The sequence below is a fragment of the Microbacterium sp. LMX7-1.2 genome (assembly GCF_040675935.1).
GTDB lineage: Bacteria > Actinomycetota > Actinomycetes > Actinomycetales > Microbacteriaceae > Microbacterium.
Window position 1 is genome coordinate 3413628 of record NZ_JBEGIL010000001.1, and the last position, 26234, is coordinate 3439861.

At 66.6% G+C, this 26234-nt stretch carries 20 protein-coding genes and 3 rRNA genes; 21 read left to right on the top strand and 2 right to left on the bottom strand.

Features of this window, described 5'->3' with window-relative positions:
- Positions 1–93 precede the first annotated feature (93 nt).
- Positions 94–888, top strand: a complete 795-nt coding sequence (locus MRBLMX7_RS16765; RefSeq protein ID WP_363370225.1) for a DUF4184 family protein — start codon at positions 94–96, stop codon at positions 886–888.
- Here the strand turns inward: MRBLMX7_RS16765 and MRBLMX7_RS16770 are convergent.
- A complete protein-coding gene (locus MRBLMX7_RS16770) occupies positions 873–2198 on the bottom strand; it encodes a CoA transferase (protein WP_363370227.1) in 1326 nt (441 codons plus the stop codon). The two genes, MRBLMX7_RS16765 and MRBLMX7_RS16770, sit on opposite strands and share 16 nt — an antisense overlap.
- 590 nt (positions 2199–2788) lie before the next feature.
- Here MRBLMX7_RS16770 and MRBLMX7_RS16775 point away from each other — a divergent pair.
- From MRBLMX7_RS16775 to rrf, 3 genes are all read left to right on the top strand, one after another.
- Positions 2789–4312 (top strand): 16S ribosomal RNA (locus tag MRBLMX7_RS16775).
- A gap of 415 nt (positions 4313–4727) precedes the next feature.
- Positions 4728–7831: ribosomal RNA gene (locus tag MRBLMX7_RS16780) — 23S ribosomal RNA — on the top strand.
- A 106-nt stretch (positions 7832–7937) separates the two neighbouring features.
- A 5S ribosomal RNA gene (gene rrf, locus MRBLMX7_RS16785) occupies positions 7938–8054 on the top strand.
- Together the 16S, 23S and 5S rRNA genes form the textbook arrangement of a ribosomal RNA operon.
- A gap of 155 nt (positions 8055–8209) precedes the next feature.
- On the opposite strand, the gene MRBLMX7_RS16790 is transcribed toward rrf, so the two are convergent.
- Positions 8210–8806, bottom strand: a complete 597-nt coding sequence (locus tag MRBLMX7_RS16790) for a hypothetical protein (protein ID WP_363370229.1) — start codon at positions 8804–8806, stop codon at positions 8210–8212.
- Between the two features lie 273 nt (positions 8807–9079).
- Between MRBLMX7_RS16790 and MRBLMX7_RS16795 the strand changes: the two genes are divergently transcribed.
- The 17 genes from MRBLMX7_RS16795 (at position 9080) to MRBLMX7_RS16875 (ending at position 26188) form a co-directional block, all read left to right on the top strand.
- Positions 9080–9898 (top strand): hypothetical protein, encoded by an 819-nt coding sequence (locus MRBLMX7_RS16795; RefSeq protein WP_363370231.1) that lies wholly within the window; start codon positions 9080–9082, stop codon positions 9896–9898.
- A complete protein-coding gene (locus tag MRBLMX7_RS16800) occupies positions 9899–10936 on the top strand; it encodes an HAD-IIA family hydrolase (RefSeq protein WP_363370233.1) in 1038 nt (345 codons plus the stop codon).
- A gap of 132 nt (positions 10937–11068) precedes the next feature.
- Positions 11069–11245, top strand: a complete 177-nt coding sequence (locus MRBLMX7_RS16805) for a hypothetical protein (RefSeq protein WP_200903880.1) — start codon at positions 11069–11071, stop codon at positions 11243–11245.
- Positions 11242–12039, top strand: coding sequence for a TlyA family RNA methyltransferase (locus MRBLMX7_RS16810; RefSeq protein WP_363370235.1), 798 nt, complete (start codon positions 11242–11244; stop codon positions 12037–12039). The genes MRBLMX7_RS16805 and MRBLMX7_RS16810 overlap by 4 nt, the downstream gene beginning before the upstream one ends.
- Positions 12036–12950 carry an NAD kinase gene (locus tag MRBLMX7_RS16815; protein ID WP_363370237.1) on the top strand — a complete coding sequence of 305 codons (915 nt, stop codon included), beginning with the start codon at positions 12036–12038 and terminating at the stop codon, positions 12948–12950. Before MRBLMX7_RS16810 ends, MRBLMX7_RS16815 begins: the two co-directional genes overlap by 4 nt.
- Positions 12947–14638: a DNA repair protein RecN gene (recN, locus tag MRBLMX7_RS16820; RefSeq protein ID WP_363370239.1), complete on the top strand. Its 1692-nt coding sequence runs from the start codon at positions 12947–12949 to the stop codon at positions 14636–14638. Before MRBLMX7_RS16815 ends, recN begins: the two co-directional genes overlap by 4 nt.
- A gap of 17 nt (positions 14639–14655) precedes the next feature.
- A complete protein-coding gene (locus tag MRBLMX7_RS16825; RefSeq protein WP_363370241.1) occupies positions 14656–16350 on the top strand; it encodes a CTP synthase in 1695 nt (564 codons plus the stop codon).
- Entirely contained in the window at positions 16331–16939 is a 609-nt protein-coding gene (locus tag MRBLMX7_RS16830) for an NUDIX hydrolase (protein WP_363370243.1), read from the top strand. Before MRBLMX7_RS16825 ends, MRBLMX7_RS16830 begins: the two co-directional genes overlap by 20 nt.
- Before the next feature lie 2 nt (positions 16940–16941).
- Positions 16942–17844 (top strand): site-specific tyrosine recombinase XerD, encoded by a 903-nt coding sequence (gene xerD / locus MRBLMX7_RS16835; protein WP_363370245.1) that lies wholly within the window; start codon positions 16942–16944, stop codon positions 17842–17844.
- 133 nt (positions 17845–17977) lie between these two features.
- Positions 17978–19021, top strand: a complete 1044-nt coding sequence (locus MRBLMX7_RS16840; RefSeq protein WP_363370247.1) for a hypothetical protein — start codon at positions 17978–17980, stop codon at positions 19019–19021.
- 1 nt (position 19022) lies between these two features.
- The gene (locus tag MRBLMX7_RS16845; RefSeq protein WP_363370249.1) at positions 19023–20606 is read left to right on the top strand and encodes a hypothetical protein; all 1584 of its coding nucleotides are present in this window, start codon (positions 19023–19025) and stop codon (positions 20604–20606) included.
- Between the two features lie 62 nt (positions 20607–20668).
- On the top strand, positions 20669–21343 hold the full coding sequence (locus MRBLMX7_RS16850) for an ABC transporter ATP-binding protein (RefSeq protein ID WP_050723861.1): 675 nt from the start codon (positions 20669–20671) through the stop codon (positions 21341–21343).
- 41 nt (positions 21344–21384) lie between these two features.
- Positions 21385–22695, top strand: a complete 1311-nt coding sequence (locus MRBLMX7_RS16855) for an ABC transporter permease (RefSeq protein WP_414685116.1) — start codon at positions 21385–21387, stop codon at positions 22693–22695.
- Between the two features lie 193 nt (positions 22696–22888).
- Positions 22889–23779, top strand: coding sequence for a ParA family protein (locus MRBLMX7_RS16860; protein ID WP_050723684.1), 891 nt, complete (start codon positions 22889–22891; stop codon positions 23777–23779).
- A gap of 76 nt (positions 23780–23855) precedes the next feature.
- Positions 23856–24728 carry a segregation and condensation protein A gene (locus tag MRBLMX7_RS16865; RefSeq protein ID WP_414685151.1) on the top strand — a complete coding sequence of 291 codons (873 nt, stop codon included), beginning with the start codon at positions 23856–23858 and terminating at the stop codon, positions 24726–24728.
- Entirely contained in the window at positions 24718–25326 is a 609-nt protein-coding gene (gene scpB / locus MRBLMX7_RS16870) for an SMC-Scp complex subunit ScpB (RefSeq protein WP_363370251.1), read from the top strand. The genes MRBLMX7_RS16865 and scpB overlap by 11 nt, the downstream gene beginning before the upstream one ends.
- 67 nt (positions 25327–25393) lie before the next feature.
- Positions 25394–26188 carry a pseudouridine synthase gene (locus tag MRBLMX7_RS16875; protein ID WP_363370253.1) on the top strand — a complete coding sequence of 265 codons (795 nt, stop codon included), beginning with the start codon at positions 25394–25396 and terminating at the stop codon, positions 26186–26188.
- Positions 26189–26234: the final 46 nt, after the last annotated feature.

The window sequence follows — 26234 nt, forward strand, 5'->3', positions numbered from 1 at the left end:
TCCGCATTCTCGACGTCTGACGGCGGCGACCGGGTTCTCTCCAGGTCGCCGCCGTTAGGCTTCCTGCGATCGTCGTCCGACAGGAGATCAGCGATGCCCTTCACACCGAGCCATGCCGTGGTCGCCCTGCCGTTCATCCGCACACCGCTGGTGCGCGCGGCGATCGCGATCGGCGCGATGACGCCGGATCTGCCGCTGTTCGTGCGAGGTGTCGGCCTCGACTACGGCTTCACGCATACGGCGACGAACGTCGTGTGGACGGCGGCGCTGGCGTTGGCGTTGTTCGTGCTGTGGCGCGTGCTGCTCCGCCCCGCCGTGCCGGAGCTGATGCCGTCGTGGATCGTGCGCCGCCTTCCGGCCGAGTGGTCCGATACCGGCCGGGCCGCCGCTTCGAGAGCGGTAGGTGCGGGGGAGAGCCGGCTGTACCCGCTGATGCTCGCGGTGTCGTTGATCCTGGGTGTCCTGTCGCACATCCTCTGGGACCAGTTCACTCACGAGGGGCGGTGGGGCGTGGAGACGTTCCCGGTGCTCGATGCGATGTGGGGTCCGCTCACCGGTTTCAAATGGCTCCAGCACGGATCGAGCCTGGTGGGTCTGGTCGTGATCGGCCTCTGGGCTGTCCTCCGACTGCGCCGGGCCGAACCCCGCGCCGATGCCGTCCAGTCTGTTCCATCGGCGGTGCGTCTGGCCTGGTGGATCTCCCTGCCGGCGATCCTCGTGACGGCCTGTGTGATCGGCTACCTCGCGTACGGCCCGCTCACGTCGGAGTTCACGGTGCAGCATCTGGCTTACCGGATGCTCCCGCCCGCGTGCGCGCTGTGGGGCGTGCTCACTCTGCTGCTCTGCCTTGCGATGCCGTTGTTCCGACGCGCTCACCAGCGGGCGTGATCGGATCCCCACGCGTGGGGAGGCTCGAACTCGAAGCCCGGCAGTGCTGAGCGCGCGGTGACGACCCGGCGTCCGTCGACGAGGAATCGTGCGGTCGGCTCCGCGGTGGATCCCGTCGCGGATCGGCTCCCGGAGTCGGGAACGGGCTCCGCGCGGCGAGGCATGCCGAGCAGTTCTGCGGCGACCCTGCGGAGTGACGTGCGGACGACCGACGATCGTCCCTCGTGGCCGCCCTTGCGGAGCAGAGCTGTGATGGCGGCGGCGAGGAGGTAGCCGGCGCTGTGGTCGAGAGCCTGCGCGGGGAGGGCACCAGGGTGGATGCCGTCGGAGGACTCGACCCACGAGATCCCCGAGGAGGCCTGGACCAGGCTGTCGAACCCCGCGGCGTCGGGCCGATCCTCGCCCCACGCGCTGAGCTGGCCGACGATGAGACGGGGGTTCCGCGCGAGGAGGTCCGCGGGTGAGAGGCCGAGGCGGGCGATGGACGCGGGTCGATAGCCGAGCACGACGACGTCGGCGGCCTCGACCAGCTCCGGCATGCGCGGCGAGCGGGCGTCGAGCAGCGCGGTCCTCTTGCCGTGTCCCGTGTCGAGGTGCTGCCATTCCGGTTCAGGGAGCAGCGGCGGGTCGATGCGGAGCACATCGGCGCCGAGCAGTGCGAGCGTGCGGGTCGCCACGGGTCCTGCGATCACCCGCGTGAGATCGAGAACGCGGATGCCGGCGAGCGGGAGACCGTCGCCGCCGGCGGGGGAGCCTCCTCGGGCCAGGGCCGCGCCGTCGACACGCTCGACGTCCAGCAGGGGGTGCGCGCGAAGGATCGTGTCGGCGATGTGGTCTTCCGGGTCGACGGAGACGGCGAGGCCACCAGCCGCCGTGATGCGGGTGAGGGCGACAGAGGTGGATAGGCGTGAGACGACGGCGGCGAGAGCATCGGCATCCGTGCCCTCGGGGAGGCCGAGACCGCGAACCAGCGCCGCGGCGTGATGCGGGTAGTTTCCGTGCGTGCGGATCCATCCGTCGCCTGTGCGCCAGAACCCGGAGTACGGCGACCAGACCGAGGGGGCCGATCCGTCCAGAGTCAGGAGGCGGTCGCTACGGTAGGCCGCGGCGACCCGAGTGCCGTCGATCAGGGTCGGGTCGACTCCGGAAGCGAGCACGACGGCCGAGACGCTGGCGGACGCGAGGTCGCCGGTGGCCAGACGGGAAGGCAGAGGGACGGCAGCGAGGTCGTCCGGGGAGGGAAGCGACGACGCGGGGATGCCGAGCTCTCCGGCCACCCGGGAGAGCACCCCGAACGCGGCGACACTCATGGCGCGATCGTATCCCTGCGAACGGTCTGGGGTCGAAAACCGGCGCTGATCCGGGGCGATCCTGATGGCTGGGAGCGGCGACACGCCCGGGGTGATGGTGTCGATTTGCCAGAACACCGGAACCCACGTAACTTATTACCTGTTCGCCCCACAGGGAAGCGGAGAAGCCCAGAGCTTCACCCCCCTCAAGCGGAGAACCACTCCCGATCCTCTCACTTGTGAGATCAGACGCCTGCGTCTAGGATGGGAGATCCACCCCTTCTGCGGCTGTCATCGGCTGCGCGACGGATCTCAGATCCGTGCGGCCCGCTGGTTTGACAAGCGAGTCAGGGTGGGTAAGATTGAGAAGTTGCCCTTCGGGCCTGACTGTGATGGTTGGGTCGGGGGAGCGTCCGATCCTTGAGAACTCAACAGCGTGCACTTGTCAAATGCCAAATAACCTCGTTCCTGCTTCGGCAGGGTGAGATTCCTTTGGATCAAAGACCACTTCCTTTGGGGAGTGGCGATGGATAGTCAGCAATGATTTATCTCTTTGGTCAGCATCAAACTCGCTGCGTCATCCTATTCCGGGTGTTCGTATGCATTTCTTTTTTACGGAGAGTTTGATCCTGGCTCAGGATGAACGCTGGCGGCGTGCTTAACACATGCAAGTCGAACGGTGAACACGGAGCTTGCTCTGTGGGATCAGTGGCGAACGGGTGAGTAACACGTGAGCAACCTGCCCCTGACTCTGGGATAAGCGCTGGAAACGGCGTCTAATACTGGATACGAACCACGAAGGCATCTTCAGTGGTTGGAAAGAATTTCGGTTGGGGATGGGCTCGCGGCCTATCAGCTTGTTGGTGAGGTAATGGCTCACCAAGGCGTCGACGGGTAGCCGGCCTGAGAGGGTGACCGGCCACACTGGGACTGAGACACGGCCCAGACTCCTACGGGAGGCAGCAGTGGGGAATATTGCACAATGGGCGCAAGCCTGATGCAGCAACGCCGCGTGAGGGATGACGGCCTTCGGGTTGTAAACCTCTTTTAGCAGGGAAGAAGCGAAAGTGACGGTACCTGCAGAAAAAGCGCCGGCTAACTACGTGCCAGCAGCCGCGGTAATACGTAGGGCGCAAGCGTTATCCGGAATTATTGGGCGTAAAGAGCTCGTAGGCGGTTTGTCGCGTCTGCTGTGAAATCCCGAGGCTCAACCTCGGGCCTGCAGTGGGTACGGGCAGACTAGAGTGCGGTAGGGGAGATTGGAATTCCTGGTGTAGCGGTGGAATGCGCAGATATCAGGAGGAACACCGATGGCGAAGGCAGATCTCTGGGCCGTAACTGACGCTGAGGAGCGAAAGGGTGGGGAGCAAACAGGCTTAGATACCCTGGTAGTCCACCCCGTAAACGTTGGGAACTAGTTGTGGGGTCCATTCCACGGATTCCGTGACGCAGCTAACGCATTAAGTTCCCCGCCTGGGGAGTACGGCCGCAAGGCTAAAACTCAAAGGAATTGACGGGGACCCGCACAAGCGGCGGAGCATGCGGATTAATTCGATGCAACGCGAAGAACCTTACCAAGGCTTGACATATACGAGAACGGGCCAGAAATGGTCAACTCTTTGGACACTCGTAAACAGGTGGTGCATGGTTGTCGTCAGCTCGTGTCGTGAGATGTTGGGTTAAGTCCCGCAACGAGCGCAACCCTCGTTCTATGTTGCCAGCACGTAATGGTGGGAACTCATGGGATACTGCCGGGGTCAACTCGGAGGAAGGTGGGGATGACGTCAAATCATCATGCCCCTTATGTCTTGGGCTTCACGCATGCTACAATGGCCGGTACAAAGGGCTGCAATACCGCGAGGTGGAGCGAATCCCAAAAAGCCGGTCCCAGTTCGGATTGAGGTCTGCAACTCGACCTCATGAAGTCGGAGTCGCTAGTAATCGCAGATCAGCAACGCTGCGGTGAATACGTTCCCGGGTCTTGTACACACCGCCCGTCAAGTCATGAAAGTCGGTAACACCTGAAGCCGGTGGCCTAACCCTTGTGGAGGGAGCCGTCGAAGGTGGGATCGGTAATTAGGACTAAGTCGTAACAAGGTAGCCGTACCGGAAGGTGCGGCTGGATCACCTCCTTTCTAAGGAGCACTGCACCCTTCGGGGTGACAGAGCCGGATTCGGGACGTACGTTCTCGACCGGAGCTCATGGGTGGAACATTTGACATGGCATCAGCGCAGCTGATTTCTGCTAGTACGTCGCTTCGGCGGCAGGAACGTGGGGGTTGGTGAGCGGGGTGTCTGCACGCTGTTGGGTCCTGAGGGACCGGACGTCGCGGCCTTCGGGTTGCGGGTCTGTACCTCTGGGCCCTTCGTTGTTTGTCCTGTGGGGCAAGCGGTGAGGGGTACCGCCCGTACTTTGAGAACTACACAGTGGACGCGAGCATCTTGCAACTGATCATCGATCGGCTGCACAAGATGATCTTAAAGATCATTAGTCAATTTCATTCCAGGCCTTTTGGGGTCTGGAATCGATTCTGATTCAAACTCATGTGATTTCAAGTCTTTAAGAGCAAACGGTGGATGCCTTGGCATCTGGAGCCGAAGAAGGACGTAGCAATCTGCGATAAGCCTCGGGGAACTGATAAGCAAGTTTTGATCCGAGGGTGTCCGAATGGGGAAACCCCGCTGGGCGGCGTGCCGACCTAGTGACTCCCGCCTGAATATATAGGGCGGGTAGAGGGAACGTGGGGAAGTGAAACATCTCAGTACCCACAGGAAGAGAAAGCAACCGCGATTCCGTTAGTAGTGGCGAGCGAAACCGGATCAGGCTAAACCGAGCGTGTGTGATAGCCGGCAGGCGTTGCACGTTCGGGGTTGTGGGACTTTTCAGTCATTTCTGCCGAGATGGCGGCGTTACAAGAAGGTATAGACGAACGGTCTTGAAAGGCCGGTCATAGAGGGTGCCAACCCCGTAGTCGAAATGCCTTGCTTGGCGCGAAGAGTATCCCAAGTAGCACGGGGCCCGTGAAATCCCGTGTGAATCTGTCAGGACCACCTGATAAGCCTAAATACTCCCAGATGACCGATAGCGGACAAGTACCGTGAGGGAAAGGTGAAAAGTACCCCGGGAGGGGAGTGAAATAGTACCTGAAACCGTTTGCTTACAAACCGTTGGAGCACCCCTGGTAGGTGTGACAGCGTGCCTTTTGAAGAATGAGCCTGCGAGTTAGCGATATGTGGCGAGGTTAACCCGTGTGGGGTAGCCGTAGCGAAAGCGAGTCTGAATAGGGCGATTCAGTCGCATGTCCTAGACCCGAAGCGAAGTGATCTATCCATGGCCAGGTTGAAGCGACGGTAAGACGTCGTGGAGGACCGAACCCACTTAGGTTGAAAACTGAGGGGATGAGCTGTGGATAGGGGTGAAAGGCCAATCAAACTTCGTGATAGCTGGTTCTCTCCGAAATGCATTTAGGTGCAGCGTTGCGTGTTTCTTGCCGGAGGTAGAGCTACTGGATGGCCGATGGGCCCTACAAGGTTACTGACGTCAGCCAAACTCCGAATGCCGGTAAGTGAGAGCGCAGCAGTGAGACTGTGGGGGATAAGCTTCATAGTCGAGAGGGAAACAACCCAGACCACCAACTAAGGTCCCAAAGCGCGTGCTAAGTGGGAAAGGATGTGGAGTTGCTGTGACAACCAGGAGGTTGGCTTAGAAGCAGCCACCCTTGAAAGAGTGCGTAATAGCTCACTGGTCAAGTGATTCCGCGCCGACAATGTAACGGGGCTCAAGCACGCCACCGAAGTTGTGGCATTGACATTATTGGTAGGCCTTCGTGGTCCAGCCGTGTTGATGGGTAGGAGAGCGTCGTGTGGCCAGCGAAGCGGCGGTGGAAACCAGCCGTGGAGGCTACACGAGTGAGAATGCAGGCATGAGTAGCGAAAGACGTGTGAGAAACACGTCCTCCGAAAGACCAAGGGTTCCAGGGTCAAGCTAATCTTCCCTGGGTAAGTCGGGACCTAAGGCGAGGCCGACAGGCGTAGTCGATGGACAACGGGTTGATATTCCCGTACCGGCGAAGAACCGCCCAAGCTAATCCAGTGGTGCTAAACGTCCGAAGCCGCTCACCGGGTCCTTCGGGATCCATCGGGTGGTGGAGCACGTGACCCCATGCTGGTGCGGTTAGCGTATTAACAGGTGTGACGCAGGAAGGTAGTCCAAGCCAGGCGATGGTTGTCCTGGTGCAAGTGCGTAGGCCGAGTCATAGGCAAATCCGTGACTCATACAGGCTGAGACACGATGCGGATAAAAAGTGGATGATCCTATGCTGCCGAGAAAAGCATCGACGCGAGGTTCTAGCTGCCCGTACCCCAAACCGACTCAGGTGGTCAGGTAGAGAATACCAAGGAGATCGAGAGAATCGTGGTTAAGGAACTCGGCAAAATGCCCCCGTAACTTCGGGAGAAGGGGGGCCATCCACTTATACGGACTTGCTCCGAAAAGGGTGTGGTGGCCGCAGAGACTAGTGGGTAGCGACTGTTTACTAAAAACACAGGTCCGTGCCAAGTCGCAAGACGATGTATACGGACTGACGCCTGCCCGGTGCTGGAAGGTTAAGAGGACCGGTTAGCCGCAAGGCGAAGCTGAGAATTTAAGCCCCAGTAAACGGCGGTGGTAACTATAACCATCCTAAGGTAGCGAAATTCCTTGTCGGGTAAGTTCCGACCTGCACGAATGGCGTAACGACTTCCCAACTGTCTCAACCGCGAACTCGGCGAAATTGCATTACGAGTAAAGATGCTCGTTACGCGCAGCAGGACGGAAAGACCCCGTGACCTTTACTACAGCTTGGTATTGGTGTTCGGTGTGGCTTGTGTAGGATAGGTGGGAGACTGTGAAGCATGGACGCCAGTTCATGTGGAGTCATTGTTGAAATACCACTCTGGTCACTCTGGATATCTAACTTCGAACCGTAATCCGGTTCAGGGACAGTGCCTGGTGGGTAGTTTAACTGGGGCGGTTGCCTCCCAAAAAGTAACGGAGGCGCCCAAAGGTTCCCTCAACCTGGTTGGCAATCAGGTGTCGAGTGTAAGTGCACAAGGGAGCTTGACTGTGAGACTGACAGGTCGAGCAGGGACGAAAGTCGGGACTAGTGATCCGGCAGTGGCTTGTGGAAGCGCTGTCGCTCAACGGATAAAAGGTACCTCGGGGATAACAGGCTGATCTTGCCCAAGAGTCCATATCGACGGCATGGTTTGGCACCTCGATGTCGGCTCGTCGCATCCTGGGGCTGGAGTAGGTCCCAAGGGTTGGGCTGTTCGCCCATTAAAGCGGTACGCGAGCTGGGTTTAGAACGTCGTGAGACAGTTCGGTCCCTATCCGCTGCGCGCGTAGGAAGTTTGAGAGGATCTGACCCTAGTACGAGAGGACCGGGTTGGACGAACCTCTGGTGTGTCAGTTGTTCCGCCAGGAGCACCGCTGATTAGCTACGTTCGGGATGGATAACCGCTGAAAGCATCTAAGCGGGAAGCCGGCCTCAAGATGAGACTTCCATACCTTCGGGTGAGAGGCTCCCAGCCAGACTACTGGGTTGATAGGCCAGATGTGGAAGCACGGTAACGTGTGCAGCTGACTGGTACTAATAAGCCGATGACTTGATAACACACCGTTTGTTGGTGCTTGCGTCCACTGAGTGGTTCTCGATGTACGGTCGAGAACCGCATAACTTTGACTTTGTCGTTATGCAACGATTGAAACATCAATAGTGTTTCGGCGGCCATAGCGTGAGGGAAACGCCCGGTTACATTCCGAACCCGGAAGCTAAGCCTCACAGCGCCGATGGTACTGCAGGGGGGACCCTGTGGGAGAGTAGGACACCGCCGGACTCTTTTTAAGCAAAATGGCCACCCATCGTTGGGTGGCCATTTTGCGTTAACACACACATCAACAGAGGAGCATCATGCCGGAAGACGAAGAGCGCCGCCCGCGTCGTAACGACGATCAGGGACCGCGCCGCGAACGGCCTTCCGGAGATCGCTCCTCACAGCCCCGTCGTGACGGTGGCACACCGCGTCGTGAGGGTGGGTACAACCGCGATGGTGGTCAGCGTCGTGAGGGTGGGTACTCCCGTGATGGCGGTCAGCGCCGTGAGGGCGGCTATTCCCGTGATGGTGGTGCTCCGCGCCGCGACGGCGGTCAGCGTCGTGACGGCGGCTATTCCCGTGCTGGTGGTGCTCCGCGTCGTGAGGGTGGGTACTCCCGTGATGGTGGCGGTCAGCGTCGTGAGGGTGGCTACAACCGTGATGGTGGCGGTCAGCGTCGTGAGGGTAGCTACAACCGTGATGGTGGCGGCCAGCGCCGCGAGGGGGGTTACTCCCGTGACGGCGGTTCCCCGCGTCGCGAAGGCGGGTACAACCGGGAGGGTGGTCAGCGTCGTGAAGGTGGGTACTCCCGTGACGGCGGCTCCCCGCGTCGCGAAGGCGGGTACAACCGGGAGGGTGGTCAGCGCCGTGAAGGCGGGTACAACCGTGAGGGTGGCGCTCCGCGTCGTGAAGGCGGGTTCTCCCGCGATGGCGGTCAGCGCCGCGAAGGCGGGTACAACCGGGAGGGTGGCGGTCAGCGTCGCGAAGGCGGGCACAACCGTGATGGTGGTGCTCCGCGTCGCGAAGGCGGATACAACCGTGACGGTGGCGGTGCCCCGCGTCGTGATCGCGACGACCGCAGCCGGTCATTCCCGCAGCGCGGGGGAGCGGGCCGCGAGCGTCCGGTCCAGGCATCCGATGAGCGTCCGCGCCACAACGACCCGATCGTCCCGGACGAGGTCACCGCGCGCGACCTTCACCCGTCCGCCCGCAATGAACTCAAGACGCTGAGCAAGGAGAACGCAGAGCACGTCGCGCGTCACCTTGCGATGGCATCCCGCCTGATCGACGATGATCCGGAGCTCGCGCACAAGCACGCTCTCGCCGCATCCCGTCGCGCCGGGCGCATCGCCATCGTCCGGGAGACGCTCGGAATCACCGCCTATGCGACCGAGGACTTCGCCCTTGCGCTGCGCGAACTGCGCACCTACCGCCGGATCTCCGGGAAGGACGACCAGATCGCGCTCATGGTCGACAGCGAGCGTGGCATCGGCCGGCCCGACCGCGCACTCGAGACAGGTCGTGCCGTCGACCGGACGACTCTCGACACACCTGTACGCGTCGCGCTCGCGATCGCGATGTCCGGCGCACGTCTCGACCAGGGCGACCTCGAGCTGGCCCTCGGTGAGCTCGAGATCCCCGAGCTCGACCCCGATCGCGCTTTCGAGTGGAGCCCGGCGCTCTTCTCCGCACGCGCGGCGGTTCTCGAAGACCTCGGGCGCGCCGAGGAGGCCGAATTCTGGTCCCGTCGGGCCGAGGTCGCGGCAGAGGCGCTCGGCGTCGATGAGGCCGGCGACGAGGAGATGTTCGTCGAAGACGGCCTGATCGAGGACTGGGTCGACGATGACGAGGACGAGCTCGCGAGCGGTGATCTCGACGCAGTCGACGGGGCCGCGGCGGTCGACGAGCCCGACACCGACGACGCCTCTGTTGACGCCGACGCATCTGTTGATGCCGACGCAGACGCAGACGTCTCAGGTGGTGAACCAGCTGAGCCGTCGATCGAGGACGAGGTCCGCGAGCTCCTCGGCGAGGACGGCGCATCCACCCCGCCAGACGCATCCGAGCCTTCCGACAAGGACGCGTGAATGGGCTTCTTCTCCAAGAAGGCTGCAGGCCGTACCCCGCTCGACGGAGTGGACGCGGTTCTCGCCGACCTCGACGGCGTGGTGTACGCCGGGCCCGGCGCGATCCCTCACGCCGTGGAGAGCCTCAACCGGGCGGCCACGACCGTCCGTCTGGGCTACATCACGAACAACGCCTCGCGGACCGACGCGTCGGTCGCCGCGCATCTGAGCAGCCTGGGCCTGACCGTCGCACCCGCTGATGTCATCACGAGCCCCCAGGCGGCGATGCGTCTGCTGGCAGGCCTCGTGCCTCCGCCGGCGACACTGCTGATCATCGGAGGCGATGGGCTGGTCGACGAGGCGGAGAAGGCCGGCTACACGGTGACGCGCTCGGCGGAGGACTCGCCCGCGGCGGTCGTGCAGGGCTTCGCGCCCGAGGTCGCGTGGACGGATCTCGCCGAGGCGGCGTTCGCGCTCAAGGTGCCGGAGGACGAGGGCGGCATTCCGTGGATCGCCACGAACACCGACTGGACGATCCCACGCGAACGCGGCGTCGCACCGGGCAACGGAACGCTCGTCTCCGCCGTGCACACCGCGATCGGCCGCCTCGCGACGGTCGCCGGCAAGCCGGAGGTGCCCATCTTCGAGGAGGCGATGGCGCGCTTCGGGGCGGCGAAGCCCCTCTTCATCGGGGACCGGCTGGACACCGACATCCTCGGAGCCGTGCGTGCCGGCATCGACTCCGCGCTCGTGCTCACCGGCATCGACCGTCCGAAGCACGTGCTCGCCGCTCCCGAAGGGTCGCGGCCGACGTACATCCTCAGCGATTTGCGGGAGTTGCACGAACCGTACCCTGAGGTGCAGGTCAAGGACGGTGTGCACACCGTGAACGACGCGTCGGTCCGTGTGCGCGGAGCCGACGTCGAGATCATCGCGGAGGGGACGCGGCAGATCGATCTGCTGCGCGCCGGTGCTGCAGCGATCTGGGCATCCGGGACCCCGGTCTTCGTGCTGCGGGTTCCCGAGCAGCTGTACGACGACCCGTTCCATCGTCCCTGACTTCTCACATCCCTGACCTCTCACGTCCCTGACCTCTCACGTCCCGGCTTCGGCTTCGCGCGGAGGGTGTGACGGGCGTCTTCGCGCCGTGGCTCGGCAGCACTGTCGGCCGCGCCGCGTACAGTAGAGGACGTGAGCGAAGAGACGACGAACGCGCCGACCGACGGTCTGTGGAGTCGCCTGCGTCTGATCGAAGGGCAGCCTCTCGCTGCCAGGGCAGACGCGTACTCCGGCCTGCACGACGAGCTCTCGCGCCGCCTCGACAGTGGCGCGAAGCTCGATCAGCGCGACGCGCCGGGCACCCGATGACCCGACTCGACGCCGCACTCGCCGCGCGGGGACTCGCCCGTTCCCGCACGCACGCCGCCACGCTGATCAGCGAGGGGCTCGTGAGCGTCGACGGCCGCCCGGTCGTCAAGGCGTCGACGCCGGTCGTCGACGGCTCCGACATCAGCGTGGCCGGCGCCGACCACTACGTCGGACGCGCCGCGCACAAGCTGATCGCCGCGCTCGACGGATTCTCTGTTCCGGTCGAAGGGCGGCTCGCGCTCGACATGGGTGCATCGACGGGCGGGTTCACCCAGGTGCTGCGCGAGCGCGGCGCCCGCAGGGTCCTCGCAGTCGACGTGGGACACGACCAGCTCGCGCCGTCCATCGCCGCGGACCCCGGCGTCGTGCTCGTCGAGGGGTACAACGTCCGGCATATGACGCCCGGAAACCTCTCCGAGACGACGGGCGAGCCGGAAGCGCCCGACCTCCTGGTCGGCGATCTCTCGTTCATCTCGCTCGAGCTCGTGCTCCCCGCGATCGCCGAGGTCGCCGCGCCATCCGCCGACATCGTGCTCCTGGTGAAGCCTCAGTTCGAGGTCGGTCGCACCGCCGTGCGCGGTGGACTGGTGACGGATCCGGCCACGCGAGCGGATGCCGTCGCGCGCACGGTGTGGAGCGCATGGGACGTCGGTCTCGGGATGCTCGGCATCCTCTCCTCCCCGATTCTCGGAACGCACGGCAACACCGAGTATCTGGTGCATCTCGCGCCGGGGCGGGGGACGGATCCGTCAGAATGGTCGCAACGCATCGACGAACTGGCAGGGGGACGATGAAAGAGCGCAGCATCCTGGTCGTCGCCCACGCGCGCCGCGACGACACCGTCGCCGCGGCGCGGCGCGTGATCGAGGCCCTTCGCGACGCCGGGGCACGGCCCGTGCTGGCCCCCGACGAGAGCCTCGACCTGAGTGCGGTCGATCCGAGTTTCGCGGATGTCGACGTGCTGGGCGCGACGGTCGGTCAGGACGAGCTCGAGCTCGCGATCGTGCTCGGCGGCGATGGCACGATCCTGCGCGCGGCCGAGCTCGTGCGCGGCTGCTCGGCGCCTGTGCTCGGCATCAACATGGGCCACGTCGGATTCCTGGCCGAGATCGATCGCGACGACATGGACGATGCGGTCCGCCGGGTGATCGCGCGGGACTACGAGGTCGAGGAGCGTCTCGCGCTGTCCGTCCGAGTCAAGGACGCGGACGGAGCGGTCGTCTACGAGACGTTCGCGCTCAACGAGGCCACTGTCGAGAAGGCCAGTCGCGAGCGCATGATCGAGGTCGTGCTCGAGATCGACGGACTCCCGCTGTCGAGCTTCGGCTGCGACGGGATGGTGGTCTCCACCCCGACCGGTTCGACCGCGTACAACTTCTCGGCGGGTGGTCCCGTCATCTGGCCGAGCGTCGAGGCGATCGCCGTGATCCCGCTCTCGGCGCATGCGCTGTTCGCCAAGCCGCTCGTCGTGAGCCCTGATGCCGCGGTCGCCATCGAGATGCTCGAGAGCGCCTCCGGCTCCGGCATCCTGTGGTGCGACGGTCGTCGCTCTCATGATCTCCCGCCCGGTGCGCGTGTGGTCGTGCGCCGTTCTTCGCGACCCGTGCGACTCGCGCGACTGCATCCGGCCGAATTCACCAACCGACTGGTGCGCAAGTTCCAGCTTCCTGTCGCCGGATGGCGTGGACAGGGGGCCGGCGCATGATCGAGGAGATGCGGATGCAGGGCCTCGGCGTGATCGCCGATGCCGTGCTGCCCCTCGGTACGGGCTTCACCGCGATCACGGGCGAGACCGGTGCGGGAAAGACCATGGTCGTGACGGGGCTCGGTCTGCTGCTCGGACAGCGCGCCGACTCGGGTGCCGTGCGAGCAGGGTCCGGCCAGGCATCCGTCGCCGGCGTGTGGATCGTGCCGGAGCAGGGTGAGGTCGCCGACATCGTCGCGGATGCCGGGGGAGACCTGGAGCCGGCCGGAGCCGGTGCTGCAGAGCTCTACGTCTCCCGCACGCTCAGCGCCGAGGGTCGCAGCCGTGCGAGTGTGGGCGGACGTGCGGCTCCCGCCGGTGTGCTCTCGGCCCTCGCGGAGGAGCTCGTCGTCGTGCACGGACAGTCCGAGCAGCTGCGCCTGCGGTCGGCGGCAGCGCAGCGCGATGCGCTCGATCGCTTCGGCGGCGCGCCGGTCGCCACCGCACTCGAGGCGTATGCCTCGGCCTTCGCACGCTGGCGCGCGCTGGACGCCGAGATCGCCGACATCACCGAGAATCGCGATCGACGCGCGGAGGAGGCTGCTCGGCTGCGGGAGGCGCTCGCGCTCATCGAGGCGACCGCCCCCGAACCGGGAGAGGATGCCGAGCTGACGGCGCGTTCGGAGCGCCTGACCAACGCCGAGGAGCTGCGCGTCGCCGCATCCCTCGCGCACGGCACGCTGTCGAACGAAGACGGAGAGCCGGACGTCACGGCCCTGGTCGCCGAGGCGCGTCGCGCACTCGAACGCGCCTCCGATCCGACGCTGACCGAGATCGCCGACGGTCTCGCCGACATCGGCTATCGGGTGTCCGACCTCGCCGGACAGCTGTCGGCCTATCTCGCAGACCTCGACGAGTCCGGTCCGCACGAGCTCGCAGCAGTCGAGGAGAGGCGCGCCGCGCTCGGCACGCTCATCCGGGCTCACGGCTCCCTCGAGGAGGCTCTCGCGCTCTGGCAGACCGGATCCGCGCGCCTCGCGGAGCTCGACGACGACGGCGACCGCATCGAACGCCTCGAGGCCGAGCGCGATGCCGCGCGCACGACGCTCGACGAGCATGCGGACGCCCTGACCGCCGAGCGCGCTGCTGCCGCGGCACGCCTGGGCGCCGCCGTGACGGAGGAGCTGCATGCCCTCGCGATGCCCGATGCGCGCCTCGAGGTCGCGGTCACCCGCGGCGCCGAGAGCACGCACGGACGCGACGACGTCGGCATCCTCCTCGCTCCGCACCCCGGCGCCGAACCGCGCTCGGTGGCGAAGGGAGCGTCCGGGGGTGAGCTGTCGCGGGTGATGCTCGCGATCGAGGTCGTGATCGCCGGGACCGACCCCGTCCCCACGTTCGTGTTCGACGAGGTCGACGCCGGAATCGGCGGTGCCGCCGCGATCGAGGTCGGACGGCGACTCGCCCGACTCGCCGAGAAGTCGCAGGTCATCGCGGTCACGCATCTGGCCCAGGTCGCGGCCTTCGCGAACAACCATCTCTCCGTCGTGAAGTCGAACGACGGAGCCGTCACGGCGTCGAGCGTCCGTCGGCTCGACGGGGAGGAGCGCGAGGCCGAGATGGCTCGCCTGCTCTCCGGGCTGACGGATTCGGACGCCGCACTCACCCACGCCCGAGAGCTTCTCAGCCTCGGAGCCCCCACCTCCTGATAGGATCGAAGCCCGTGATGAACTCTTCTTCTGCGGGGCCCAAGAACGACACGACCAAGCACATCTTCGTGACTGGTGGTGTCGTTTCGTCTTTGGGCAAGGGCCTCACCGCGGCCAGCCTGGGCAACCTCCTGACCGCCCGCGGACTCCGCGTCGTGATGCAGAAGCTCGACCCGTACCTGAACGTCGATCCGGGGACGATGAACCCGTTCCAGCACGGCGAGGTCTTCGTGACCGACGACGGCGCCGAGACCGACCTCGACATCGGCCACTACGAGCGCTTCCTCGACATCAACCTGTCCGAGGCGGCGAACGTCACGACCGGCCAGATCTACTCGCAGGTCATCGCGCGCGAGCGGCGCGGTGAGTACCTCGGCGACACCGTGCAGGTGATCCCGCACATCACCGACGAGATCAAGCGCCGCATGCGTCTCCAGGCCAGCGAGGACCCGCGTCCCGACGTCATCATCACCGAGGTCGGCGGCACGGTCGGTGACATCGAGTCGCAGCCCTTCCTCGAGTCGGCGCGCCAGCTCCGTCACGAGCTCGGACGCGACAGCGTGTTCTTCGTGCACGTGTCGCTCGTTCCTTTCATGGGCGCCTCGGGCGAGCAGAAGACCAAGCCCACCCAGCACTCCGTCGCGGCGCTCCGCCAGGTCGGCATCCAGCCCGACGCGCTCGTGCTCCGCAGCGACCGTCCGGTGAGCGAGAGCAACCGCAACAAGATCGCCCTGATGTGCGACGTGGATGCCGAGGGCGTCATCAACACGGTCGACCTTCCGAGCATCTACGACATCCCCTCGACGCTCAACGAGCAGGGCCTCGACTCCTACATCGTGCGCCGACTCGGCCTCGACACGAAGGCGGCGGACGTCGACTGGACCCGCTGGAACAAGGTGCTGCACGCCGTGCACAACCCCAAGCACGAGGTCACGATCGGCCTGGTCGGCAAGTACATCGACCTGCCCGACGCCTACCTCTCCGTGACCGAGGCGCTCAAGGCCGGCGGATTCGCCCAGGAGACCAAGGTCAACATCCGCTGGATCCCCTCGGACCTGTGCGAGACCCCGGAGGGCGCCAAGGAGCAGCTCGGATCGCTCGACGGCATCTGCGTGCCCGGCGGTTTCGGCATCCGCGGCATCGAGGGCAAGCTCGGCGCACTGAAGTTCGCCCGCGAGCAGGGCATCCCTACTCTTGGCCTGTGCCTCGGCCTGCAGTGCATGGTCATCGAGTACGCGAGGGACGTCGCCGGCATCGTCGGCGCCTCGTCGAGCGAGTTCGACCCCGAGACGACCGAGCCCGTGATCGCGACGATGGCCGAGCAGATCGAGATCCTCGACGGCGGCGACCTCGGCGGCACCATGCGGCTCGGCCTGTACCAGGCCGCGCTCGCGGAGGGATCCCTGGCGCGTGAGCTGTACGGTTCGCCGGAGGCCTCCGAGCGTCACCGTCACCGCTACGAGGTCAATAACGCATACCGCGCGCGCCTCGCCGATGCCGGTCTCGTGTTCTCGGGGCTGAACCCCGATCTCGACCTCGTCGAGTTCGTGGAGCTGCCGCGCGACGTGCACCCGTACTACATCGCGACCCAGGCGCACCCCGAGCTGCGCTCGCGCCCCACCGACCCGCACCCGCTGTTCCGTGGGCTCGTGGGAGCGGCGATCGACCGCCACCGGGCGAGCGAGCTGTTCGATGTCGAAGCAGATGCCTGAGTCGGAGTCCCGTGCCGCGACGTCCGAGCTTCGCGACGAGCCGTTCGAGCCCGAGGTGCTGAGCAGCATCCTCGCGTTCGAGGGCGCGGTGTGGGACGTCCGTGACGACCGAGTGCGGTACGGCGACGGCGAGATCCGCCGCCAGTACGTCGCGCACACCGGTGCCGTCGCGATCCTCGCGCTCGACGACGACGGCCGGGTGCTGCTGATCCAGCAGTACCGGCATCCGATCCGTCACCGTGACTGGGAGCTCCCCGCGGGTCTGCTCGATGTCGCCGGCGAGGAGCCGCTCGAGGCAGCCCGCCGGGAGCTCGCGGAGGAGGCCGATCTCGTCGCCGCGCACTGGGAGCCGCTCGTCTCGTCGTGGACGACGCCCGGCGGCAACGACGAGATGATCCACATCTTCCTCGCCACCGGGCTCTCGTCTGCGCCGTCGGCGCATGCGCGCGAGGACGAGGAAGCGGACATCCGCGTCGAGTGGGTGCCGTTGCAGGATGCCGTGGACGCGGTGCTGAACGGGCGGATGCGCAACGGCATCCTCGGCATCGGCGTGCTCGCGGCCGCGCAGAGGCAGGGCTTCCGGGGCTGAGCATGCAGCTCGATCGCGCCGCGGACTCGTACCTGCGCCACGTCACGATCGAGCGCGGACTGAGCGAGCACACGATCGCGGCCTACCGTCGCGACCTCTACGGCTATCTGACGTGGCTGGCAGGAGAGGGCATCGCCGACACGGCGGAGATCACGCCGACCGTGATCGGGCGGTTCGTCGCGGATCGCGCAGCCGCCGATCCTCCGCCTGCCGCGACGAGCCTCGCCCGACTGCAGTCGTCGGTGCGGGGCTGGCACCGCTTCCTCGCGCGCGAGGGTATCGAGGAGGACGATCCGAGTGGGCGCCTGCGACCGCCGAAGGCTCCGCGGCGCCTGCCCAAGGCTCTCACGATCGATCAGGTCGAGCGGCTGCTCTCCGCGCCGTCCGCGGAGGAGCCTCTCGGCGTCCGCGATCGTGCGCTGCTCGAGCTGCTGTATGCGACGGGCGCGCGCGTGTCGGAGGCGGTGGGGCTCGACGTCGACGACCTCTCCCACGGCGATGTGCTGCGGTTGCGCGGCAAGGGGTCGAAGGAGCGCATCGTCCCGGTCGGCTCGTTCGCGCGCGCCGCGGTCGACGCCTATCTCACACGGGTGCGCCCGGCTCTCGCCTCGAAGGGACGCGCGTCGGCGCGTCTGTTCCTGGGGGCCCGGGGAGCGCCCCTGTCGCGGCAGAGCGCCTGGCTCGTGATCCGCTCCGCTGCCGAGCGCGCACAGATCACGAGCGAGGTCTCGCCGCACACGCTGCGGCACTCCTTCGCGACACACCTTCTGCAGGGCGGGGCCGACGTGCGGGTCGTGCAGGAGCTGCTGGGGCACGCCTCGGTCGCGACGACGCAGATCTACACGCACGTGTCCGTCGACACGCTTCGGGACGTCTACGCGACCTCGCATCCGCGGGCGCGCTAGTCGATCGGGATCGCCGGTGTCGTCATCCTGGAGGATTATCCACACCGGCCATTTGGGGGACGCGAAGGATGTCGCCGCTTCCCTATGCTTGCTCGAGACCTCCGACTGCGGTCGGCCTACGAAGGAGCAAGACATGCGTACCACTGGACCTCTCGCGGGCATCGCCGCGGCCGCTCTGGCGCTCACATTGACCGGGTGCGGGGGCGCTGCGGGAGGCGAACTGACGTATGAGGATTCCCCGCTCGGCCAGTACCTCTCCGCGGCCTACGGCGGCGATCTCTCGCCGGAGGAGCAGCAGAAGCAGTTCGAGGAGCAGCAGCGCAAGCAGGAAGAGCTGATGGCCGAGTGCATGGCCGAGCAGGGCTTCGAGTACGAGCCCAATGTGCAGGACGGTTCGTTCATCGTCTCGGGCGACGACGTCGAATGGGAGCCCGAGAAGAAGGACTGGGTCGAGAAGTACGGCTACGGGATCGTGAACAACCCGTACAACGAGATGGGCGAGGAATCGACGGCCGAGGAGTACGTCGACCCGAACCAGGAGTACGTGGAGTCGCTGTCGGAGTCGGAGCAGACCGCATACTACGAGACCGCCTACGGTGTTCCTCCCGAGGAGGACGAGCTGGGTGAGGACGGCAGCTTCGAGTACAACTGGGAGGATGCCGGCTGCCAGGGCTGGGCCCAGAACGAGCTCCAGGGGGAGGACCCGTGGCAGTCCGACGAGTTCGCCGATCTGCGCACGAAGATGGAAGAGCTCTGGACGTCGTCGGCGGACGCACCCGAGCTGAAGGAGCTCAACGCCGCCTGGGCGTCGTGCATGGATGACGGCGGCGAGCCCGGCTTCACACTGCAGGGCGATGCGCAGCAGTCGATCTCCGACGAGCAGAGCGCGCTCTACGAGGACGCGTCCGGAGGAGCCTCGGGCGAACTGGATCCCGAGGCCGACGCCGAGGCCGACCCCGACGCCGACCCCGACGCCATGGATCCGTCGAAGAGCCCCGAGATGAAGGCGCTCGGCGAGCGGGAGATCGAGCTGGCGCTGGTCGACCTGGAGTGCCGCACGAAGACGTCCTACATGGAGGAGTCTCTCAAGATCCAGTTCGCGCTGGAGGAGAAGTTCATCGCCGAGAACAAGGCCGACCTCGAGGCGTTCAAGGCCGCCGCCGAGCAGAACAGCTGACATGAAGGGCGACGAGACCCCGACGACAGAACTTCCCGCAGACCTGCTCCCGGTCGACGCCGAGGCGGACGGTCCGGAGGGCAGCGACCCCGACGACAGCGTCGACACGTCGCGCGTCAGCGGCTGGAGGCGCATCCTGCGGGGCAACCGCACGCTGTGGATCGTCGCGCTGTGCGCGGTGGTGAGCCTGGTGGCCGGACTGCTGGTGGGACGGTTCCTGATCTCCCCGGCGCAGGCGAGTGATACCCCGGACCCTGGCCTCGTGACGGTTCCCGTCGAGTTCGGCTCGCTGAGCAACGACGTGACGCTGCGTGCGGACGTGGGCTACGCGGATGCCGTCGAGGTGACGATCGACACGACGGGCGGCGGCAACGTCGTGACGGGTTCGGTGCCCGAGATCGGCGCCACGCTGACGCCGCTGTCGATCGCACTCGAGATCGAGGGTCGGCCGGTGATCACGCTGCCGGGCGAGCTCCCCGCCTACCGCACCCTGCGGATCGGAGTGTCCGGCCCGGATGTGCTCCAGCTCAAGCAGGCCCTCGTGAGTCTCGGCATCGATGCGGGCGATGTCTCGTCGAACCTGTTCGACCAGGCGACCGCGAACGGGGTCGGACAGCTCTACGCGCAGGCGGGGTACCCGCTGCCCACCCCGGAGGAGGGTGCCGACGAGGCCGTGCGTTCCGCGGAAGAGGCCGTGCAGTCGGCCAAGAGCGGGGTGGCGCAGGCGCAGCAGGCGCTCACGGCCGCCGGCGCCGGGCCGTCGAAGGTCGAGAGCTTTCAGGCGGACGTCGCGGTGGCCAAGGCGGAACAGGCTCTCGCGGACGCACGCAACGGCGTCGAGGGTGCGCCGACACCGCAGCAGGCGGAATGGGATCTCCAGACGGCCCGCCTCGAGCGGGATCAGCTGTGGGCCGCCAAGAACACCGGCGCCGAGAAGGCCGCTCTCGACGCGGCGCGCGCGCAGGTGGACTCGGCCAACCAGGCGCTCGAGATCGCGCGGCAGAACGTGCTCCCGTTCCTCCCCGCCAGCGAGGTGCTGTTCCTCACCGAGCTCCCGCGGCGCGTCGACGCCGTGAACGTCAAGCGCGGTTCGACCATCTCCGGAGCTGTCATGACGGTGTCGGGCGCGACCGTGCGCCTGACGGGCGCCGCCGCGGAGGCCGATGCACGCCTGCTCGAAGCGGGTGCCGCGGGGGTGTTCGAACTCCCCGACGGCACGGAGCACCGGGCGGTGATCTCCGAGCTGAAGCCCGGCAAGGACGCGAAGGCGCGCTGGGAAGTGCTGTTCGAACCGGATCCGCTGACCGCCGAGCAGATTACTCAGATGCAGGGCAGTAACGTCCGGGTGCGGATCGCCGTCGGCGCGACCGAGGGCGATGTGCTCTCCGTGCCGCTCGCCGCCCTCACGGCAGGTCCGGGTGGTGAGTCACGGGTCGAGGTCGTCGAGTCCGACCCCCGGGAGGGCAAGGATGCGAAGACCCGCCTCGTGCTCGTGGAGACCGGGCTCGCCGCGAAGGGCGCCGTGGAGGTGACTCCGGTCGACGGCGACCTCGAGGAGGGCGACCTCGTGGTGGTGGGCGAGTGAGCACGCTGAACGCGGAGATCGACCGGGACCCGGCGGCGCTGGGCGCGGGAGCCGAGGATGGGGTGGTCGCACCGCTGGTCGAGCTGCGTGACGTGACGCGATCCTTTCCCGGCCCGCCGGAGGTGCAGGCGCTGAAAGGCGCGACGCTGTCGATCGCTCCGGGCGACTACCTCTCGATCGTGGGACCCAGCGGGTCCGGCAAGTCGACCATGCTCAACATCCTGGGCCTGCTCGATCGACCGAGCGTGGGGGAGTACCGCCTGGCGGGGTCGCTCACGGGCGACCTCTCGGATGACGAGCGCGCGGCCGTGCGCGCACGCTTCATCGGCTTCGTGTTCCAGTCGTTCCATCTGCTGCCGCGGCGCAGCGTGCTCGACAACGTGCTCATGCCGATGCTCTACAGCGGCGTCCCACGACGGGAGCGCGAGTCCCGCGCCCGCGAGTCCCTGCAGAGGGTCGGTCTCGGGCACCGAATGGACTTCTTCCCGAGCTCGCTCTCCGGTGGAGAACGGCAGCGCGTCGCGGTGGCGCGTGCCGTCGTGAGCGGACCCCGTCTGCTGCTCGCCGACGAGCCGACCGGAAACCTCGATCAGCGCACCTCCGGAGAGGTGATGTCGTTGTTCGAGGAGCTCAACGAGGACGGTCTGACCCTCGTGGTCATCACGCACGACGACGCGGTGGCTCGTCGCGCACGACGCTGCATCCGCATCGCCGACGGTCGATTGAGCGAACTGTGATCCGGCTGCCCTGGCGCAGGCGTCGCGCGCCCAAGGAGGGCGTGGACTCGGGGAACGCCGATGCGTCGGCAGCCGCACCGTCGGGTGAGGCGCCCGGTGGTGCCGTGCCCCTCGTCCCCGCGATCGCGCATGCCGATCGCTTCACCTTCCAGGATCTCGTCGCTGAGGCGACCGCGGACATCGGGTCGCGACCGGCGCGGCTGATCATGACGATCCTCGGCACCGTGCTCGGTATCGCGTCGCTCGTCGCGACGATCGGATTCGCGCAGACCGCAGCGGCGCAGATCGCCAGCCAGTTCGATGGTGCGGCGGCGACGCGGGTCGTCGTGTCGGCGGCGCAGGCACAGTCCGGCTCCCAGAACAAGAGCGTAGCTGCCGGTCGCCTTCCCTGGGACTCGCCCGAGCGGGTCGAGCTCCTCGCCGGCGTGGAGAGCGCGACGCTCCTCGGCGAGGTCGAGCTCGCCGAAGGGGAGACGATCACGGCGGTGCCGGTCAACGATCCGGCGGCGGCCGCTGTCGCCTCGCCCCGTCTCTTCTCGGCGTCGCCGGAGCTGCTCGACACTGCGGAGGGAGGGCTCGTCACGGGGCGGTTCTTCGACCGCGGGCACGATGCGCGCGCGGACCGCGTGGCGGTGCTCGGCGAACGCATCGCCGAGCGGATGGGCATCAACCGCGTGGACTCGCAGCCGTCGGTGTTCATCGGCGGTGTGGCGTACGCGGTCGTCGGGATCGTGGACGGGATGGATCGTCGCAGTGAACTGCTGGACGCCGTGATCATCCCCACCGGGTCGGCGCGCGCGGACTTCGGTCTGGAGGCCCCGTCGGAGCTCGACATCCGGATCGCGGTCGGAGCAGGGCCCCAGGTTGCGAAGCAGGCGGTGCTGGCGCTCCAGCCGGACGATCCTGAGAGCCTCGAGGCGCGGGCCCCGTCGGGATCATCCGATCTCAGCGAAAGCGTGCAGTCCGATGTGAACGTCGTGTTCCTGATCCTCGGTGTCATCGCGCTCCTGGCCGGCGGACTCGGCATCGCGAACGTGACCCTGCTGTCGGTCATGGAGCGAATCGGCGAGATCGGTCTGCGGCGCGCGCTCGGTGCGACGCGACGACAGATCGGCGCGCAGTTCATGGTCGAGTCGATCGTGATCGGCTTCATCGGCGGACTGATCGGCTCGGCACTCGGCGTCGTGGCGGTCATCGTGGTGGCCGCGGTCCAGGGGTGGACGCCCATGACGGACCCGCTCGTCGCGGCGGCCGGCGCCGTACTCGGCGCCGTGGTGGGGTGGGGCTCGGGATGGTATCCGGCTCGCCGCGCCGCACGCATCGAACCCGTGGCGGCGTTGCGCGGCGGATGACTCGGGCGCGGCGGCAGACTCGGATGCTGCGCGGCGGCTGACTCGGGCGCGCGGCGCGGCGGTGGCTCGGGCGCTCGCTGACGGCCGTGTGCCGGTCATCGGACCACGGAGAGTCCCCGGTGCCGCGCGCCGGGGACTCTCCGCCGCGCCCCGCCCGCTACAATCGACCAAGCACGAGGGAGCAGGAGAAGCGGTGGCGGAGAAAGCGGCGAAGTCCAGGGCGAAGGCACGGAAGGCCGACGAGACACCCCTCGGACCGACCGGACGGCCGTACCACGGGTTCCCGACCCCCGAGCCGCTCGCGTCCCACGGACCGGCGCGCATCATCGCCCTGTGCAACCAGAAGGGCGGGGTCGGCAAGACGACGACCTCCATCAACCTCGCCGCGGCACTCGCCGAGTACGGGCGCAAGGTGCTCGCGGTCGACTTCGACCCTCAGGGCGCCCTCTCCGCGGGGCTGGGCATCCAGACGCACGACGTCCCCACCATCTACGACCTCCTGCTCGACACCAAGCGCGACGCGCACGACGCGATCGTGCACTCGGGTGTCGAGGGCCTCGACGTCATGCCCGCGAACATCGACCTGTCGGCGGCCGAGGTGCACCTCGTGAACGAGGTCGCGCGTGAGACCATCCTCGCCCGGGTACTGCGTCAGGTCGCGGGGGAGTACGACGTCATCCTCATCGACTGCCAGCCGTCGCTGGGGCTCCTCACTGTGAACGCGCTGACCGCCGCACACGGCGTCATCATCCCGCTCGAGTGCGAGTTCTTCGCGCTGCGCGGCGTCGCCCTGCTGATCGAGACCATCGACAAGGTCCGTGATCGACTGAACCCGTCGATCACGATGGACGGTCTCCTCGCGACCATGTACGACCCCCGCACGCTGCACTCGCGCGAGGTGCTCGAACGCGTGGTCGAGGCTTTCGGCGACGACGTTCTCGAGACCGTGATCGGCCGCACCGTCAAGTTCCCCGATGCGTCGGTCTCGGGCGTGCCCATCACCGAGTTCGCTCCGGAGCACGCCGCCGCCCAGGCCTACCTGCGGCTGGCGCGGGAGCTGGTCGCCCGTGGCGCCGTCGCCTGACGAGATCTCCGAGAACACCGACACGGTCGCGCCCGCCGTCGCGGTCGAGGAGTCGGATGCGGTCGGTTCGACGTCTGTGTCGTCGACCGTCGTGTCGGCCGATGCGCCGCCGGAGTCCGACGAGCCCGCCGACCCGACCGAGCCCGCCGAGCACTCCGAGCCTGCCGAGGCCGGCTTCCGGGTGTCGCTGTCCAACTTCGACGGCCCTTTCGATCTGCTCCTGAACCTCATCTCGAAGCACGAGATGGACATCACGGAGGTGTCGCTCAGCGCGGTCACGAACGAGTTCATCGCCTATCTGGGCGACCTCGAAGACGAGCAGGAACTCGATCAGGCATCCGAGTTCCTGGTGGTGGCCGCGACGCTGCTGGACATGAAGGTGGCCGGCCTCCTGCCACAGGGCGAGCTCGTGGATGCTGAGGCCGTGGCGCTCCTCGAAGCACGCGACCTGCTGTTCGCCCGCCTGCTGCAGTACCGGGCCTTCAAAGAGGTGTCCGCGTGGTTCTCGCGCTGCCTGCAGCGTGAGGATCGGCGCCACGTGCGCGCGGTACGTCTCGACGAGAAGCACCGGGCGCAGACCCCGGAGCTCGTCTGGACGCTCAGCGTCGACGACTTCGCCGCGATCGCGTTGCTCGCCTTCGCACCGAAGGAGATCCCCCACGTCGGCCTCGACCACCTGCACGCGCCGCTCGTCAGCATCCGCGAACAGGCCGCGATCGTCGTGACCCTTCTCCGGGGCGCGGAATCGCTGAACTTCCGTGAGCTGGTCGCCGGCATCCGGGAGCCGGGTATCGTCGTCGCGCGCTTCATCTCGGTGCTCGAGCTGTATCGGCACGCGGCACTGTCCTTCGAACAACTGGAACCGCTCGGCGAGCTCACGCTGCGCTGGGCAGCCGACTCCTGGTCGGATGAGATGCTGGCGACGCTGGGAGCCGACTATGACCGATGATCTGACCGTCGAGAACGACACCGCCGAGACCTCGTCTCTCGAGTCGCCGCTGGCCGAGCGGATCGAGGCCATCCTGCTCGTGATCGACGAGCCGATCGGGCTCGTGGCCCTCGCTGCTGCGGTCGGTTCGCCGGTGCCTGCGGTGCGGCAGACGATCGAGTCGCTCGTGGAGGACTATGACGGACGAGGCGCCGGGCCGCGGCGCGGCTTCGAGCTGCGCGAGGTCGGCGGAGGGTGGCGACTCTACGTGCGAGAGGACCACGATGCCCTCGTGGCGGAGTTCGTCGGGGGACAGGCGCCCGCGCGGCTGTCGCAGGCGGCGCTCGAGACCCTCGCGGTGATCGCCTACAAGCAGCCTGTCACCCGCAGCCAGGTCGCGTCGATCCGTGCGGTCAACGTCGACTCGGTGGTGCGCACGCTTCTCGCCCGCGGTCTCATCACCGAACTGTTCGCCGACTCGGAGACCGGGGCGATCAACTACGGCACGACCGACGCCCTCCTGCAGCACCTCGGCATCAACGCGCTCGACGAGCTGCCGCCGATCTCTCCGCTGCTCGACGACGGCGCCGACGGTTTCGATGAAGGAGTGGTCCGATGATCTCGCGCCGAATGGTTGAGGATGTGCGCGGTGGTCTTCGGGTCGGTTTCGATGAAGGAGTGGTCCGATGACCGGTTTCCCCGCTGAGGGCGCGCCCGAGGGCGTCCGCCTGCAGAAGGTGCTCGCTGCGGCCGGAGTCGCCTCCCGTCGCGTCGTCGAGCAGTACATCGTCGAGGGGCGCATCCGCGTGAACGGGCAGACCGTCACCGAGCTCGGCACCCGCATCGACCCCGAGACCGACCTCGTCGACGTCGACGGCACCGCGGTGCAGCTCGACGTCTCGAAGCGCTACGTCATGCTCAACAAGCCCACGGGTGTGGTCAGCAGCATGCGAGACGAGAACGGTCGCCCCGACCTGCGGCGCTTCACGAAGGACTTCGAGGAGCGCCTCTACAACGTCGGTCGCCTCGACGCCGAGACCAGCGGTCTGCTCGTCCTCACGAACGACGGCGAGCTCGCGCATGTGCTCGCGCATCCCTCGTTCGGGGTGACCAAGGTGTACATCGCCAAGGTCGAGGGCGCTGTCACGGCGCAGACGATCACGAAGCTCACGAAGGGCATCGAGCTCGAGGACGGCCCGATCGCCGCGGACAAGGCGCGCCTTCTCGACACGTCGCGCGGGTCGAGTCTCGTCGAGCTGACGCTGCACTCCGGCCGCAACCGTATCGTCCGCCGCATGATGGCCGCGGTGGGGCATCCCGTGACGGAGCTCGTACGCCGCCAGTTCGGCCCGCTGCACCTGGGAACCCTCCCGGCTGGGCGCACCCGGGAACTGACTAAAATCGAACTCGGTGCGCTCTTGACCCTCGCGCGCCGTGATTCCGGTGTCGCCGAGGCGCCAGGCGAGCAGGAGACCCAGTGACCGATACGACGAGTGCGCCCAGCGCGGCGCCCGCCGGCTCCGTCGC